The 14,913-nt window shown below is 38.5% G+C and carries 15 protein-coding genes; 12 read left to right on the top strand and 3 right to left on the bottom strand.

From position 1 onward, the window contains the following. The first annotated feature begins 216 nt into the window (after positions 1 to 216). The 7 genes from CTN01_RS13280 (at position 217) to CTN01_RS13250 (ending at position 7,121) form a co-directional block, all read left to right on the top strand. Positions 217 to 759, top strand: a complete 543-nt coding sequence (locus CTN01_RS13280) for a hypothetical protein (RefSeq protein ID WP_107188321.1) — start codon at positions 217 to 219, stop codon at positions 757 to 759. 157 nt (positions 760 to 916) lie between these two features. Beyond that, entirely contained in the window at positions 917 to 1,861 is a 945-nt protein-coding gene (locus tag CTN01_RS13275) for a DNA ligase (RefSeq protein ID WP_045148788.1), read from the top strand. A gap of 237 nt (positions 1,862 to 2,098) precedes the next feature. After that, entirely contained in the window at positions 2,099 to 3,208 is a 1,110-nt protein-coding gene (gene pdhA / locus CTN01_RS13270; RefSeq protein ID WP_045148786.1) for a pyruvate dehydrogenase (acetyl-transferring) E1 component subunit alpha, read from the top strand. Then, entirely contained in the window at positions 3,201 to 4,184 is a 984-nt protein-coding gene (locus CTN01_RS13265) for an alpha-ketoacid dehydrogenase subunit beta (RefSeq protein WP_045148784.1), read from the top strand. Before pdhA ends, CTN01_RS13265 begins: the two co-directional genes overlap by 8 nt. Continuing rightward, positions 4,181 to 5,383: a dihydrolipoamide acetyltransferase family protein gene (locus CTN01_RS13260; RefSeq protein ID WP_045148782.1), complete on the top strand. Its 1,203-nt coding sequence runs from the start codon at positions 4,181 to 4,183 to the stop codon at positions 5,381 to 5,383. The genes CTN01_RS13265 and CTN01_RS13260 overlap by 4 nt, the downstream gene beginning before the upstream one ends. Before the next feature lie 127 nt (positions 5,384 to 5,510). Next, positions 5,511 to 5,831, top strand: a complete 321-nt coding sequence (locus CTN01_RS13255; RefSeq protein WP_005365580.1) for a c-type cytochrome — start codon at positions 5,511 to 5,513, stop codon at positions 5,829 to 5,831. A gap of 156 nt (positions 5,832 to 5,987) precedes the next feature. Further along, positions 5,988 to 7,121 carry a M14 family metallopeptidase gene (locus CTN01_RS13250; RefSeq protein WP_045148781.1) on the top strand — a complete coding sequence of 378 codons (1,134 nt, stop codon included), beginning with the start codon at positions 5,988 to 5,990 and terminating at the stop codon, positions 7,119 to 7,121. Positions 7,122 to 7,175: 54 nt separating this feature from the next. Here the strand turns inward: CTN01_RS13250 and CTN01_RS13245 are convergent, their stop codons facing one another. Beyond that, positions 7,176 to 8,000: a CPBP family intramembrane glutamic endopeptidase gene (locus CTN01_RS13245; RefSeq protein WP_045148779.1), complete on the bottom strand. Its 825-nt coding sequence runs from the start codon at positions 7,998 to 8,000 to the stop codon at positions 7,176 to 7,178. 169 nt (positions 8,001 to 8,169) lie between these two features. Between CTN01_RS13245 and CTN01_RS13240 the strand changes: the two genes are divergently transcribed. The 5 genes from CTN01_RS13240 to CTN01_RS13220 all read left to right on the top strand — a co-directional run bounded on the left by CTN01_RS13240 (position 8,170) and on the right by CTN01_RS13220 (position 12,563). Further along, positions 8,170 to 8,592, top strand: a complete 423-nt coding sequence (locus CTN01_RS13240) for a DUF3859 domain-containing protein (RefSeq protein ID WP_045081986.1) — start codon at positions 8,170 to 8,172, stop codon at positions 8,590 to 8,592. Between the two features lie 129 nt (positions 8,593 to 8,721). Further along, entirely contained in the window at positions 8,722 to 9,546 is an 825-nt protein-coding gene (locus CTN01_RS13235) for a phosphate ABC transporter substrate-binding protein (RefSeq protein WP_005365589.1), read from the top strand. 415 nt (positions 9,547 to 9,961) lie between these two features. Further along, on the top strand, positions 9,962 to 10,336 hold the full coding sequence (locus CTN01_RS13230; protein ID WP_045148778.1) for a hypothetical protein: 375 nt from the start codon (positions 9,962 to 9,964) through the stop codon (positions 10,334 to 10,336). Between the two features lie 351 nt (positions 10,337 to 10,687). Then, complete coding sequence (locus tag CTN01_RS13225) at positions 10,688 to 11,794, top strand: DSD1 family PLP-dependent enzyme (RefSeq protein WP_107342167.1); 1,107 nt, start codon at positions 10,688 to 10,690, stop codon at positions 11,792 to 11,794. Positions 11,795 to 12,182: 388 nt separating this feature from the next. Further along, positions 12,183 to 12,563, top strand: a complete 381-nt coding sequence (locus CTN01_RS13220) for a PH domain-containing protein (protein ID WP_005365599.1) — start codon at positions 12,183 to 12,185, stop codon at positions 12,561 to 12,563. A gap of 62 nt (positions 12,564 to 12,625) precedes the next feature. Here CTN01_RS13220 and CTN01_RS13215 read toward each other — a convergent pair whose 3' ends face one another. Together CTN01_RS13215 and CTN01_RS13210 are read right to left on the bottom strand one after the other, a co-directional pair. Then, positions 12,626 to 13,807: an amino acid aminotransferase gene (locus tag CTN01_RS13215; RefSeq protein WP_045081984.1), complete on the bottom strand. Its 1,182-nt coding sequence runs from the start codon at positions 13,805 to 13,807 to the stop codon at positions 12,626 to 12,628. Positions 13,808 to 13,965: 158 nt separating this feature from the next. Further along, a complete protein-coding gene (locus tag CTN01_RS13210; RefSeq protein ID WP_005365601.1) occupies positions 13,966 to 14,658 on the bottom strand; it encodes a GntR family transcriptional regulator in 693 nt (230 codons plus the stop codon). Between the last annotated feature and the right edge of the window lie 255 nt (positions 14,659 to 14,913).

Below are 14,913 nucleotides of genomic sequence, written 5' to 3'. Positions count from 1 at the left end.
TATTTTTAGCAAGGTTTTGAACAGCTTCACTTAGTGAGCTCTAATTAATAACCTTATTTTTAAATCTAGATTACCGTCTCAAAAATAATAATGTGTATCACAAATAATAGATCTTGATGTTAGCTACATTTTGATTGCCATAAGCACTAGTGTTTAAAGTAGGAAGCAAAATGTTGTACTCGATTTACACTGATGTATGTCTATATGGTGCGCACTATGATTACACCACTACTTTTTCTAACTGTCTCTGCCTTTTCAACGCCTTTGCTTGAAAATTCAGTTTATATCCAAAACAATTTAGCTTGTACGTTACGTATAAAAGAAGAGCGGTATCAAGATAAGATTGTTTTGGCATTATCATCTAACTACCATAGTAAATTTGACATTAAAATATATCATTTCAATGATTTATCTGCACCTTCTCGAGGTAAGTTAACCCAAGAGCCCATCTTTAATAAAACTAAAGCAGATATAAAGTACTTAGTCGATCATAACCTATTTAAACGTATTGATAATAATAATGTCATCTATAGCACAACTATCGCTAATGATAATGTCAGCCCCAAATTATTCATCGATACTTTTCGCTCTTACGGCAACCGTTCGCGCATTTATATTGACGGACTTGATCAACCTCTTTCTTTTGTTGCCGATCATAAACAAGCACAAGCTTTCTATAATTGCACGGATAGCTATACAGCAAAGGCGGATGTAGTTGCTAAAAAAACGACACAATTATCGGTGTTTAACAACAACTAAATATACTCAATACACATTAAATTGTTAATGCTTGTATCGTCTCTAACAAAATTTAGAGTGACAACACAGTATCACCATATGAAATGATATTGATATTTTCCATTATCATGTGTGTCTAATACCTTATTATAACTGATTATAATTTGGAGGTTAGGCGATGATAAACAGACTTACTGCAGCTGAAATTACCTCAAAAAAACATCTTAATTATATAAATAAACCTCTCTCACCTATCGCAGCATTGGTCATGCTCACACTTTCCTTTTCTGCGCAATCGACTCCTGAATTAATGAGAGCTAAAGCATTAGATTTACAGCATCTTAATGACAAGAACCGTGTTGTTGATGATGTAGAATTTCCTGTCAGTGAATACCTTATTAGTGAAAAGCTTGATGGAATTAGAGCTTATTGGAATGGTACTCAACTTACGACAAAATCAGGTAAACAAATCCATGCACCACATTGGTTTATAAAAAACCTACCCGCAATAGCGCTTGATGGGGAATTATGGCTACAACGCGGTAAATTCCAAGCACTAACTCAAATCGTCATGGATCATGTCCCTAATGAACAGGCATGGCGTAGTGTCAAATATATGGTATTTGATTTACCAGCATCAGATTTACCTTTTGAACAACGCTATAACACCTTAGTCAAACTTATCGAGACTCATAGTACAGTTCCAAACAATGTTCTTTATCTGGTTGAACATAAGCGTATCAACGAAATCAGTATTCTTACGCAATGGCTTGATATTATCGTTAATAACCACGGTGAAGGCTTAATGCTTCAACATATTAATAACTATTATGTCGCCGGCAAAACAAATAAGTTACTTAAACTCAAACAACATCAAGATGCTGAAGCAATTATTATTGCTTACGAAAAGGGAAATGGAAAATATCAAGGATTAATGGGATCTGTTTGGGTAAAAACAGCCAATGATAAAACCTTTAAGATAGGAACAGGCTTTACCGAACAACAACGCAAAAACCCTCCCCCAGTTGGCACTACAATTCAGTTTCGTTACAACGGGTATACCGATCGAGGTATTCCACGGTTTGCACGTTTTAGCCGAGTAAGATTATCGCCAGACACATAGCAATATAAAAGATCGGCTACTACATCAAACAGAAGCATAATTCACTACTAGCTATAAATAAGAGCTCTCTTTTCCATTAATTTCGCTGTATTGTTTTGTTTACTGTTATATCAACGATAAAGCTCAAGCAAGTTGCTGTCTATTCGTTACACTTAAATTATCCAGTTCAAGCCGTTATAACGATTCACTTCTTAGCAGAAAATCAATAAAGAGGTGATAAAACACAAGGAGCTTGGGATGAATATACAGAAACAACCCATGCATCGTTATATAGATCACCGTGGTAATTTAGTCGCCCCTCTTCCTGAATGGGCTAATGATACATTACTACAGCAATTTTACCGCGATATGGTTTTAGTTCGTCACTATGATAAAAAAGCAATTGCCTTACAAAGAACAGGAAAGTTAGGTACTTATCCTTCACACCTTGGCGCAGAAGCAATTGGTATCGCGATTGGTTCTGCTATGCAATCAACCGATGTGCTTGCACCTTATTACCGTGATATGCCCGCATTATGGGCGCGTGGTATCAGTATGTTGCAGAACTTACAATACTGGGGTGGCGATGAATTAGGTAGCAATTTCCCCTCAACATCCCCCGATATTTCACATAATGACGATATGCCATTTTGCGTACCAATTTCAACACAATGCACTCATGCTGTTGGTATAGCAGCAGCAATGAAAATCAAAGGATTACATAGAGCAACCGTTGCTACTTGTGGTGACGGAGCTACCTCAAAAGGTGATTTCCTTGAGTCACTTAATTGCGCGGGTGTATGGAATATCCCCTTAGTGTTTGTAATCAACAATAATCAATGGGCGATCTCTGTACCACTGCATCTACAATGTCATGCCGAACACTTAGTCGATAAAGCCAAAGGCGCAGGAATAAAAGGTATCATGGTTGATGGCAATGATATTGTTGCCATGTACGATGCCCTTCTGCAAAGTTTAGATCAGGCACGAAAAGGCAAAGGTGCCACATTAATAGAGGCAGTTAGTTATCGCCTATGTGATCATACAACTGCTGACGATGCCTCTCGTTATCGTGAAGATGAAGAAGTCAAACAAGCATGGCAATTCGATCCTATTTCTCGATTAAAGACCTATTTAATCAATCAAAATTTATGGTCAGAAGCCGAAGAATCACAATGGTTAGATATTTGCCATCAGCGTATTAACCAAGCCGTTGAACAATACCTTGATCTTACTGTACAAGCGCCAGAATCAGCATTCGATTATCTTTACGAGAAAGCCGACCCCGATCTGCACTATCAACGTGACGCACTTATCAATAAAGCGATGCGAATGGAGAAGCAAAATTCAGGAGGGAATAATGGCTGATATTACATTAATAGAAGCAGTAAACCTCGCCCTTCACTATGAAATGCAACACGATCCTAATGTCGTTATTTTGGGTGAAGACATTGGTGAAAACGGTGGCGTTTTTCGCGCAACACTCGGTTTAAAACAAGCTTTTGGTTGTAAACGTGTTATTGATACACCACTAGCAGAATCGTTAATCGCCGGTGTCACTGTTGGTATGGCATCACAGGGGCTCCGCCCTATTGCTGAATTTCAGTTTCAAGGCTTTATTTTTCCAGCAATGGAGCATCTAGTCTGTCATGCAGCAAGAATAAGAAATCGTACTCGTGGCCGCTTAACCTGCCCTGCTGTTTTTAGAGCCCCTTTTGGTGGTGGTATACATGCGCCGGAGCATCATTCTGAAAGTATCGAAGCAATGTTTGCCCACATTCCGGGCTTAAAAATTGTGATCCCTTCTTCACCGCAACGAGCTTATGGATTATTGCTCGCCGCGATTCGCAGTAACGATCCGATCTTATTCTTTGAGCCCAAACGGATTTACCGAACCGTTAAATCACATGTCGAAAATAACGGTCTCGCTTTACCACTTGAGCAATGTTTTACGTTAAGAAAAGGAACTGATATCACCCTAGTTACTTGGGGTGCTTGTGTGGTCGAATCACTTCAAGCAGCAGAGACCTTATCTCATCATGGCATAAAACTTGAGGTGATTGACTTAGCCAGTATCAAACCTATCGATATGGCGACCATTACTGCATCACTCGAAAAAACAGGCCGCTTATTAGTGGTGCATGAAGCAGCAAAAACCTGCGGTGTTGGTGCAGAGATCATTACAAGAGTGGCAGAAAGCGCGATGTGCTTACTGAAAGCGCCGCCTAAACGTCTAACAGGCTTTGATACCATCATGCCTTATTATCGTAATGAAGATTATTTTATGATCCAACACGATGACATTGTAAATGCCGCTCGTGAACTCATGGAGGGTTGGCAATGAAAGCATTCACATTACCCGATCTTGGTGAAGGTCTGGCTGAATCAGAAATTGTGCAATGGCATATCAATATTGGCGATACCGTGAAAACCGATCAAGTGGTCGTCACTGTAGAGACAGCAAAAGCAACGGTTGATGTTCCTGCGCCTTATAGCGGAAAAATTGTGCATCGTTATGGAAAAGAAGGCGATGTTATTAATATTGGTCAATGCTTGCTAGAAATCGATGAATTACTCGCGAATACTTCAAAAATACAACCAGAGAAAATCAGTACAAGCTCTGAAAATCACGCATCCCCTTCGACTACTGTTGTTGGAAACATCTCCCAGCTTGATAAAAATGTTGATGTTGATCCTATCTATGATGATACAAATCAAACCGTTAATTTACATTCTATTGCTAATCAACATCATCCATTAATTGCGACCCCTTCTGCGCGGTTATTAGCACAGAAATTAGGTGTCAATATTAAAGAAATCACAGGCTCTGGGACTAACCACTTAATTCTTGATAATGATGTCTATCTTGCTTACCAACAACAAATACCAGGGACTGAACTCTTAAAAGGTTCGCGCCGCAATATGGCAAAAAATATGACGCGATCGCACCATGATGTCGCTTCTGCCACTATTACTGAAGAAGCACATTTATATCACTGGCAAAAAAATGACGACATAACGGTCAGCCTAGTTAAAGCGATCAATAACGCCTGCCATATAGAACCAGCACTTAATGCATGGTTTGATGCAGACACAATGACAAGGTGTTTACATAAAACCGTTAATATCGGTATTGCTGTGGATAGCAGTCATGGTCTGTATGTACCAGTGTTACATCATGCAGAGCAATATCATCAGGAAGGGATCCGACGCTGGATTGATCGCTCCGCAGCCAGTATTCGCAGCCGAAAAATAGATCGTCAGCAGTTACAAAAAGCAACCATAACACTTTCTAACTACGGTGCTATTGCCGGTATTTATGCCACTCCAGTTGTGACGCCACCACAAGTTGCCATTATTGGTGCAGGACGGATCATGGATAAAGTGGTTATGGAAGGTGAACGAGTAAAAACCATAAAGGTACTGCCACTTTCTATTACCTTTGATCATAGAGCATGTACGGGGGGAGAAGCCGCGCGATTTATTAAGGCACTGGTCAATAGCTTAGAAAGTCCACCTTGTGACAACATTGAATCTTCATAACGTGATAACACTTGCTTGAAATACACTCACTAACATATTGTTACATCAAACAATAACAATATATTGCATCGTATAAACAACAGCTTATGATAGTAGTTACCTCTCATTTTGCAGTTATATAAAAACTATGCGCTATCCTTTTTTTACAGCAAGTATCATCACTCTTCTCTTTTCAAGCTCACTTATGGCAATGCCTGATGGTGATGCCACTAAAGGTGAAATAAAAACGCCGAGCTGCCGTTTTTGTCACGGCAGCAACGGCATTGCACCACGCCCAGATTACCCTAACCTAAAAGGCCAACAAGCCGAGTATTTGTATAACTCGATGCAAGCATATTTAGATGGCAGTCGCACTGGCGGTATGTCATCAATGATGAAAGCCCAACTTAAAAATTTATCAGATCAAGATATCGCCGATATTTCTGAATACTATTCACAAATGAAATAATCGCGCTCAAAATCAGTCATTCTTCAATCTTAGAAGAACGACTGATTACTTATTGGTCATACAAATTAAGATGCCGTATTTTATAGCGGAAAAAACATCATAGAGAGACTATCTTTGTGGTAAGTTGAGATTACACCCTATAATGAGAAACTAAAAATGAAAATCTTCAGCAACTTTGAAAGTGGAAGTATTAACGTTGTTAAAGCTGATAGCAAAGACGACATTCAGTTAAGTATTCCTAACGATAATAACTCTGAACTTCATCAATGGTTCCATTTCCGTTTAGAAACAGAAGCTCAACAACCGCATAACTTTACAATCCTTGATCTAGCAAATTCAGCCTACCCTGAAGGCTGGAAAGGGTATGATGTTGTTGCTTCTTACGATCGTGAAGAATGGTTCCGCGTTCCAGCAGAGTTTGACGGTGACAAGTTAACCTTCAGCGTAATCCCTGAAAATGGATCAATGTATTTTGCTTACTTTGCACCATACAGCTATGACCGTCATCAAGATCTTCTTCACCTTGCACAAAGCCACTACAACTGCCGTCTAGAAACATTAGGCCACACACTTGATAACCGAGATATGAGTCTATTGGTTATTGGTGATGAATCAACCGCTGAAAATAAAAAGAAAGTATGGGTGATTGCACGTCAGCACCCAGGTGAGACAATGGCAGAGTGGTTTTCTGAAGGTCTTGTTCAACGCTTACTGGATGAAACAGATACCGTTGGTCGTGCTTTACTTGAAAAAGCCGTTTTCTACATTGTGCCTAATATGAACCCAGATGGTAGTACGCGTGGTCACCTTCGCCTAAATGCGATTGGTGTAAACCTTAACCGTGAATGGCAAACACCATCACTAGAAAACAGCCCAGAAGTTTTCTACGTGCGTGAAAAAATGTTTGAAACAGGTGTGGATCTCTTCCTTGATATTCATGGTGATGAAGCGATTCCTTATAACTTTGTTGCAGGTTCAGAAGGAATTCCATCTTATGATGCGCGCTTAGAAAATCTTGAAAATATGTTCAAGCAGGCACTGCTAACAATTACACCAGAGTTCCAAGTTGAGCATGGTTACGATAAAGATAAGCCAGGTGAAGCGAACCTAACTGTAGGCTCTAACTGGGTAGCAGAAGAATTTAAATGTCTTTCTTACACTATTGAAATGCCATTTAAAGATCACAATAACCAACCAGACAGCTTATACGGTTGGTCACCAGAGCGAAGTGTGGCATTTGGTAGCGACACACTTGCAGCGGTGTTAGTAGTAATGGATCACTTACGCTAATATCTCGTAATTAGTAAATATATAAAGCGGTCATCATGGTGACCGCTTTATTACTTATTTTGCTAACATCGGATAAGTAAAGAAAATCAAATGCGTCAAGTTAAACATAAAGTGTACTAATACAGCTACCCATAAACGCCCTGTCAGATAAAAAGCTAAGCCGTAACATAAACCGGCAAGACCTGCGAACACAACTAACAACATGCCACCAGCAATATGTGCAAATCCAAAAAGTAAGCTAGCAACAACAAGCCCGATTACCCAACCGAAACGCTTCGATAAACCTTGTTGGATAAAACCGCGAAAAAGTGCTTCTTCTGCTACACAGGTAAACAACAAGTTGTTTAGTACAAATAACCACAACCAATGTGGTGTCGAAAGAGAAAACTTTAACGCCCCTAACCCCGCAGCAATAGGTAATAACGACAAACATCCCATCACAACTAGAGCGAGTGCTTTAACGTTGCATGTTTTGTTACTCCCTAACAATGCCGGATAAGCCAGTAACAAACCAAAGAAAACCAACGGTTTATCAAGGTTTAAATACATAGTAAACGGTGTACTATCAAGGCTTGCGTAAACCTTATCTAATACCTGAAGATTATCAAAACCGGGAATCGCGTGAGCAAAAAGCGCTAAAGACCAAATCAGCATGAAGCTTAATCCAGCATAACGCCACTTCCCTTCTTGCTTAGCGGTGAAATACGCCACTAAAAAGCCAATGGCAATACCACCGATAGCAATGATTGATAATCGCTCTTGAAATACAGCAGCGAGCAAACCTAAAGTAACTAATACGGCAGTCAATAATGTTTTACGATAAAATCCACTAATGACAGCACAAGCTAGTAAACCCCATATCCAAACTGTTGGTTCCATTTACTATTTCCATTCCTAATAAGAGTTAGTAACATCTAAATTACCAGAAAACATATCATACCCTGAAGAAATATTTGCTAACATCATAATTTGAAAAGAAAATTAATGTTTTTTGATTTATTATTCGGTTATAGCCTCTGTTCCGTTCACCAATCGAGATTCACAATCAATGGCAAAAAGTAAACCTGTTGTACACCTTCACTCATACGGCATTTTCACCACTTGGGATGCAGAATCGAAAAAGCTTCCTAAAATCAAAGAGTTTACCTTAGACATTCCTGCTGAAATTGATATTGAATTTGGTTTTACCGTTAATATTAAGAAAGCCAAAGGTGAAAAGGTTCGTTACTGCATTTACCACCCTAATATCACTGATGACGACGGTGAAGTCTTAGAACCATTCGATGGTTATGTTTATGTTCGTAATAATGATTGGGATTTTTACCTTGGCGATACGATTTGGGCTCCCATCAGTAATAAAGTTGGCCCATGGCGTATGACATTAGAAATGAATAACAGCATAATTGCGGATAAAACCTTCAATGTTTTCAATCATGATGAAGGACAATTCTGGAAACGTCGCGGCTGTTAATCATTTTTGAAATGCTATCGTTTCATTATTGGAATCTAAACTTACTTCCTAATAATCTTTTTTGAAACAAACTTGTCACATAGTCACTTTAACTTAGTCAGCAAATAACTAAGCCCTTAAAGGATACACATGACTAAGTCACTTCTTGCACTTTCATTAATTTTAAGTTCTGCGGCAGTATCTACATCGGCTATGGCTGCAGAACACATCGCCGTATCAGGTTCAACTTCTGTTACAGAAGTAATGGAAGTTCTAGGTGAAACCTACCATAAGAGCCACCCTGACGTATTTATCGACATCAACGGTACTGGTTCAACTGCAGGCATTAAATCTTCAATCGAAGGTGTAAATGATCTAGGTATGGCTTCACGTAACCTATCAGCAGAAGAGAAAAAAGCCGGATTGGTTGAAACTGAAATTGCTCGTGACGGTATTGCTGTTGTTGTTAACCCAAAAAACCCAGTTAACAGCTTAACAAAATCGCAAATCGAGCAATTATTTAAAGGTGATATTACACAATGGTCTCAAGTCGGTGGTAACAGTGATCCTGTAGTTGTAACCACACGTGAAAATGGCTCTGGTACTCGAGGCGCATTTGAAGAGTTAATGGAACTGACCACTAAAATTAACGGTGTAAAAGTGTCAACTATCAGCCAACGCGCACAAGTTGCGAGTGGTAATGGTATTGAAAAAACAGTCGTTGCTAATAACAAAGATGCAATAGGCTTTGTATCATTAGGTTCTATTGATAACTCGTTAAAAGCAGTTGAGGTAGACGGTCACAAAGCCTCTGTTGCAGATGTACTGAACAAAACATACCCACTTTCACGTCCTTTCTTGGTACTAAACCAACCGGGTAAACTGAAACCTGCGGCTAAAGAGTTCCTAGCTTGGATCATGTCGCCAGAAGGGCAAAAAATAATTAAAGATAAAGGCTATATCGCAATGTCTTAATATATCAAAAAATCCACACTCCTTCTGTGGTAATGAATGAACTTTCCTCCCAGAGTACATCAGTACTCTGGGTTGAAATGTCCTCTCCTGCTGTATTTCCTTTCCCATTTTCTCGTATTATTATCCTTATCCCCAGACACCCAACAGTTCCTTAAAAAGTTTGCGAAACCAGTGAACACAAGTTTTGGTAGCTATATTCATAAGGATTCTTACTTCTATAAAAATATACTCATAAATTCATTATCGCTATCAAGAGCAGATAAGTATTTAAATATAGATGGCCTTTGAACTATTCAATGCACTCGCAGTCCAAAAGTGTCCGTATATTAGGTCTGTCACACCTTTAATTATCTTTGTGACAGAACCAAATATACGAATGTTTTATTTTTTAAATAAATAACAATAAGGATAGAAAATGAAAACCAAAATAGTATTAATTTGCTCTTTATTTTTTGCAAGCGTGATAGCTTTTGCAGGAACAATCAATCCATTCACTATAACGTCCCAACATGAACAACAGCATAAAGATTACCAAAGTTATAGCGGTGATGTCGTAATGCAAGTTAATAGCGGTACAGTAATTAACTTTGTCGGTGACTCAGAGCATGACGAACCGAATGGAATGGTTTATAAAGGGAATGTTGAAGCAAGCTTTCCTGTATCAAACATGAGTAAACAAACAGTTCTAGTGAGCACAGACAAGCTAACGGTAATACAAGAACATGATCATAGTATAAAACTAAAGGCAGATAATCTTACTGTGAAATATATAAACAAACCTGCTAATTAAGACAAGATCAATTAATTCGTTTACTTTTAAAAGACTGCTATTTAGGTTAACACTTATCAATTTTTAACTAATAGGTGTTAACCAAAAAAGACGTTCATTTAAGGAAAAAGTTATTTTTACGTACACCTTTGTGTAAACCCAATATAGTAATTTCACTTTTTATCAATATAGTAATGTCACATATTGGTATCGTTGGTGGTGCTTTCCACCAAGTATCTAGCTCTGCGCCGTATTATTTTCAATACGCTCAAAAGACCAAGTTGATTGAATACTACACAAAATTCAATTCTAGCCAGATAGGGCGAAAATAAGACAGCTTCCCTTAAAAATAAAAAGAGAGAAAAGTTAACAATGAATATCGCTCAACTCCCCACACCAGCTTTGATCGTTGACTTCGATAAAATGAAAAACAATATACACGAGATGCAACAACGTATTGATGCTCTACAGTTAAATCTCAGACCGCACACTAAAGCACATAAAAGCCCCACTATAGCGAAAATGCAGATTGATGCAGGAGCACAAGGAATATGTACTGCGAAACTTGGCGAAGCCGAAGTTATGGCTGCCGGGGGGATTAACGATATTCTAATAACAACCCCCATAGCAGGAAAAAATAAGATTCAACGTTTAGTCAAACTTTATCAGCAATACCCCGACTATCGCTTTATTCAGGTAATTGATCATAAGCAGCACATCATCGATATCTCAGAAGCAGCAACAGATGCGGGAATTTGTATTGAATTAATGATTGAAGTAGAAAGTGGTCAACAACGTTGTGGTGTGGAGATCGGTGATGACTTAATTTCATTAATAGAAACAATTAATTGTTCTGATGGTGTAAGTTATGTTGGATTGCAGGCATACAGTGGTCACTTGCAGCATATAAAAGGTTATCAAGAGCGAAATACTCAAGCAAGAACAGTCGTTGAAGATCTCTTTAATTACATTAATAACGTATTAACACCTAAAGGATTGGCACCGGAGATTGTGAGTGGTGGTGGAACAGGCACATATGAAGCCTATCAAGGGCTAGGGTTTAGTGAAATTCAAGCAGGCTCTTATTTGTTTATGGATACTACTTATCAAGATATTGGTGATGAAAATAATCAGTATCAAAATAACCAATTTGATGTCACTTTAAAAGTATTAAGTACTGTTATTAGCCACCCTACCCCACAGCGAGCGATCATTGATGCAGGTATGAAATGTCTTTCTATTGATCTTGGCATGCCTAAAGTAGAAAGTGACGACATGCTTAGTTACAAAACGGGAGGAGATGAACATGGTATTATTCACCTCATTGATAACCATGAACCACTACAAATAGGCCAACAACTCATATTGCTTCCAAGCCATTGCGATACAACGCTGAACAATTTCAACACCTTGTATGCCGTAAGAGGAAGTGAAGTCATAGATCAATTCCCAATTATTGGCCGTGGTCGTTCTGATTAAACCTCTATTTAAATATCATAGAACGCAGCGTTTCAATAACGCTGCGTTGTGAGCAGAAAGATAGCGCTAAAATATACTATTAACGTAAATGTCTTTTACTGTACCTTTACTTATCTGAAAACGAATTTACGCTCTCCCTCTATCTATGAAGTCAGTATCGAAGTTACCAATTGAAATAGGATACTCACAGCTCCACAAATGTTTAAAGGGAACATTTGCAAATCCATTAGGGTTTCCTTTATATCCAGTACTTTTCCAGACATTTAACGAAAAGCTTACCCAAACCTTGCCATCTTTCTGCTAGTGTAAAAAACACAATTCGATTAAAATCGAAAACAGTATATCGATAAATTAATGATTTAGTTATCAAGGATAAAAGGAAGAACACATGGGTCTTTTTAATGCACTGTTAGGCAACGCTGGTGAAATGAGTATCGCTGACGCGACTGAGGAGCTGTCAACCATCCTTGGTCCAAACGAAAATATTGAACTCGCATATAAACTTGTTCGCGATATGATCATTTTAACGGACTACCGCCTGATCCTTATTGATAAGCAAGGTATAACGGGTAAAAAAGTAGAGTACCGCTCTATCGCTTACAAATCGATCACCATGTATGCCGTAGAAACAAAAGGTCACTTCGATTTAGATGCAGAATTAAAATTATGGATTTCTGGTCAACATGAACCAACGACTCTTGAGTTCAATGGCAAAACCAACGTCTACGCAATGCAAGGTTTACTCGCGGCAAAAGTTGCAGGTAAATAACAGAATATAAATAAAAAAGCCTGCACTAATAAAAGATGCAGGCTTTATTATTAATCAATTGATTATCGTGACACGCTAACTAAAGCTTCTGCCAAGTGGTCGATATGCTTCTCTTGTAAGCCGGCAATATTAATTCGTCCATCTCCTACTGCATAAATACCATATTGTTCACGTAGCGTTAAAATTTGCTCAGGCGTTAAGCCTGTTACAGAGAACATACCTTTATGCTGCTCAATAAAATCAAACTGCTCACTACCACGTTGACGTATAGCTTGTGTTAGCCCTTGGCGTAACGTCAATATACGGCTATGCATGGCATCTAATTCATCTTTCCAGATATTTGTCAGTTTCTGATCATTTAAAATATCAGCAACTAATGCCGCGCCATGATCTGGTGGCATGGTATAACTTGAACGCGCTAAAGTAAGAATACGTCCTTTTGCTTTTTGTGCTTCTTGTTGACTATTACTAATAATAATCGCAGCACCCGTTCGTTCACGGTACAAACCAAAGTTCTTCGAACACGAAGTCGCAACAACCATCTCTTCTGTGTTGTCAGCCATATACTTAAGCCCAGCGCCATCTTGTTCTAAGCCATCACCAAAACCAAGATATGCCATATCGACAAACGGCATAAAACCATTTTTGTTTGCTAATGCCGTAATCGCTTGCCAATCAGCAAATGTAATATCAGCACCTGTTGGGTTATGGCAACAACCATGTAATAACACAACATCTTTAGGGCCTGCTTTAGCAAGTTCGTTGAGCATTGCCTCACTATTTACTTGCTTAGTTTCAGGGTCAAAATATGGGTAATACTTAACCTTTAAACCTGCTGCTTCCATCACTGGTTTATGGTTTACATAACTCGGATTAGTTAACCAAACAGTGGTGTCAGGTTGCGCAACATTAATAAGATCAGCGAGCATACGTAACGCGCCGCTCGCCCCTGGTGTTTGGACTGCTGAAGCACGAGAATGTGCAGATGTGCCTGAAAGTAAAAGATCCATCATCGACTGATTGAATACTTCACTACCCGCTAAAGCCACATATGATTTTGTTGTTTGTGTTTTAATTAAACGTTTCTCAGCAAGCTGAACAGCTTGCATGATCGGTGTTTCACCAAGGCTATTGCGGTAAACACCAACACCTAAATCTATTTTGTTGTCACGCGGATCTTCTCGATATGCAATCGATAAGGAAAGAATAGGATCTAATTGGACTGGAGAGAGCGATTTAAACATCAAATTAATTCCATTTATATAACAATGAAATTAAGTTATCACTTCATTTAATTAACGTCATTAGAAAAAATGAAATCAAACACTAATTAATTGATTAAGTTAAGTATCATAACTTAATCAATTATCGTGCTCGAGCACCAAATGACTTTAACATTTGGTTAGTTAAGTAACGCTTTCAGCGAAGGTGCTTTTTCAAGAATCTGGTACAAACGCTCACCATGCTCTTTTAATAACTGACAAGAGAGTTCAACATTACGCGATAATACCGCTTTCATCAGCGCTTCATGCTCACCATTGTCATGATATTGCTTCTCAGGTGATAGATTCGCGTTCAATAAGAAATGTCGATAACGTTCTTGCTGATCATAAACATTTGAGATCATATCAAGTATAAACTCAGAGCCTTCACACGCAACAAGCGATAAATGAAACTCTTTATGGCGCAGTTCCCATTCGTCATAATCAAACAATGCTGATTCAGGATCTAACCGATTAAGCTTGTGAAAGGCCGTTAAAACCTGTAATTCCCATGCTTCATCCCCCTTTTTAATGGCATCTTTTAACGCAACATGGCCTAAAGCTAAACGTGCCTTTAAAATTCCACGTAATTCATCGAGTGAAACATCGGCAACCCAAAAGCCTTTCTGAGGCTCCATCTTGACATATTTCTGCCAAGATAATTGCACCATTGCCTCTCTTAAAGGAGTACCGCCAACTTGATAGCGCTCTTTTAATTCACTGAGTATCAGCTTCTGGCCAGCTTCAAACTCACCACATAAGATATCATGCCTAATCTGGCACATTACTCTATCGCTTATGGTTGCAAAATTATCTTTAGTCATACCAACCATCTAATCTTAATCATAAATAACACAATACAAATTCGGAATAATCGAAGTAAGCCTATCTCTTACATCTTACCGAATATTTAACATATCCACATTACGAAACATGGGTTCTATCTGTTTTCGATGAAAACTTAATACAGTAATAGTGAATAACGATTCAAGTTTTATTCTATTCAAAAAATAATGCCAGAACACTTTATAATTAAATAAGATAAGGAATTTTTACTGACATTTAGTTTTTTGCCCTAAAGATAGAAC

Source organism: Photobacterium angustum (assembly GCF_003026365.1).
Lineage (GTDB): Bacteria > Pseudomonadota > Gammaproteobacteria > Enterobacterales > Vibrionaceae > Photobacterium > Photobacterium angustum.
This window is presented reverse-complemented; position numbering and strand designations above follow the sequence as displayed.

Excerpts from the sequence above, each read along its gene's own strand:
- CTN01_RS13280 (WP_107188321.1), top strand. The coding sequence starts at position 217 with ATGATTACACCACTACTTTTTCTAACTGTCTCTGCCTTTTCAACGCCT.
- CTN01_RS13275 (WP_045148788.1), top strand. The coding sequence starts at position 917 with ATGATAAACAGACTTACTGCAGCTGAAATTACCTCAAAAAAACATCTT.
- pdhA (WP_045148786.1), top strand. The coding sequence starts at position 2,099 with ATGAATATACAGAAACAACCCATGCATCGTTATATAGATCACCGTGGT.
- CTN01_RS13265 (WP_045148784.1), top strand. The coding sequence starts at position 3,201 with ATGGCTGATATTACATTAATAGAAGCAGTAAACCTCGCCCTTCACTAT.
- CTN01_RS13260 (WP_045148782.1), top strand. The coding sequence starts at position 4,181 with ATGAAAGCATTCACATTACCCGATCTTGGTGAAGGTCTGGCTGAATCA.
- CTN01_RS13255 (WP_005365580.1), top strand. The coding sequence starts at position 5,511 with ATGCGCTATCCTTTTTTTACAGCAAGTATCATCACTCTTCTCTTTTCA.
- CTN01_RS13250 (WP_045148781.1), top strand. The coding sequence starts at position 5,988 with ATGAAAATCTTCAGCAACTTTGAAAGTGGAAGTATTAACGTTGTTAAA.
- CTN01_RS13245 (WP_045148779.1), bottom strand. The coding sequence starts at position 8,000 with ATGGAACCAACAGTTTGGATATGGGGTTTACTAGCTTGTGCTGTCATT.
- CTN01_RS13240 (WP_045081986.1), top strand. The coding sequence starts at position 8,170 with ATGGCAAAAAGTAAACCTGTTGTACACCTTCACTCATACGGCATTTTC.
- CTN01_RS13235 (WP_005365589.1), top strand. The coding sequence starts at position 8,722 with ATGACTAAGTCACTTCTTGCACTTTCATTAATTTTAAGTTCTGCGGCA.
- CTN01_RS13230 (WP_045148778.1), top strand. The coding sequence starts at position 9,962 with ATGAAAACCAAAATAGTATTAATTTGCTCTTTATTTTTTGCAAGCGTG.
- CTN01_RS13225 (WP_107342167.1), top strand. The coding sequence starts at position 10,688 with ATGAATATCGCTCAACTCCCCACACCAGCTTTGATCGTTGACTTCGAT.
- CTN01_RS13220 (WP_005365599.1), top strand. The coding sequence starts at position 12,183 with ATGGGTCTTTTTAATGCACTGTTAGGCAACGCTGGTGAAATGAGTATC.
- CTN01_RS13215 (WP_045081984.1), bottom strand. The coding sequence starts at position 13,807 with ATGTTTAAATCGCTCTCTCCAGTCCAATTAGATCCTATTCTTTCCTTA.
- CTN01_RS13210 (WP_005365601.1), bottom strand. The coding sequence starts at position 14,658 with ATGGTTGGTATGACTAAAGATAATTTTGCAACCATAAGCGATAGAGTA.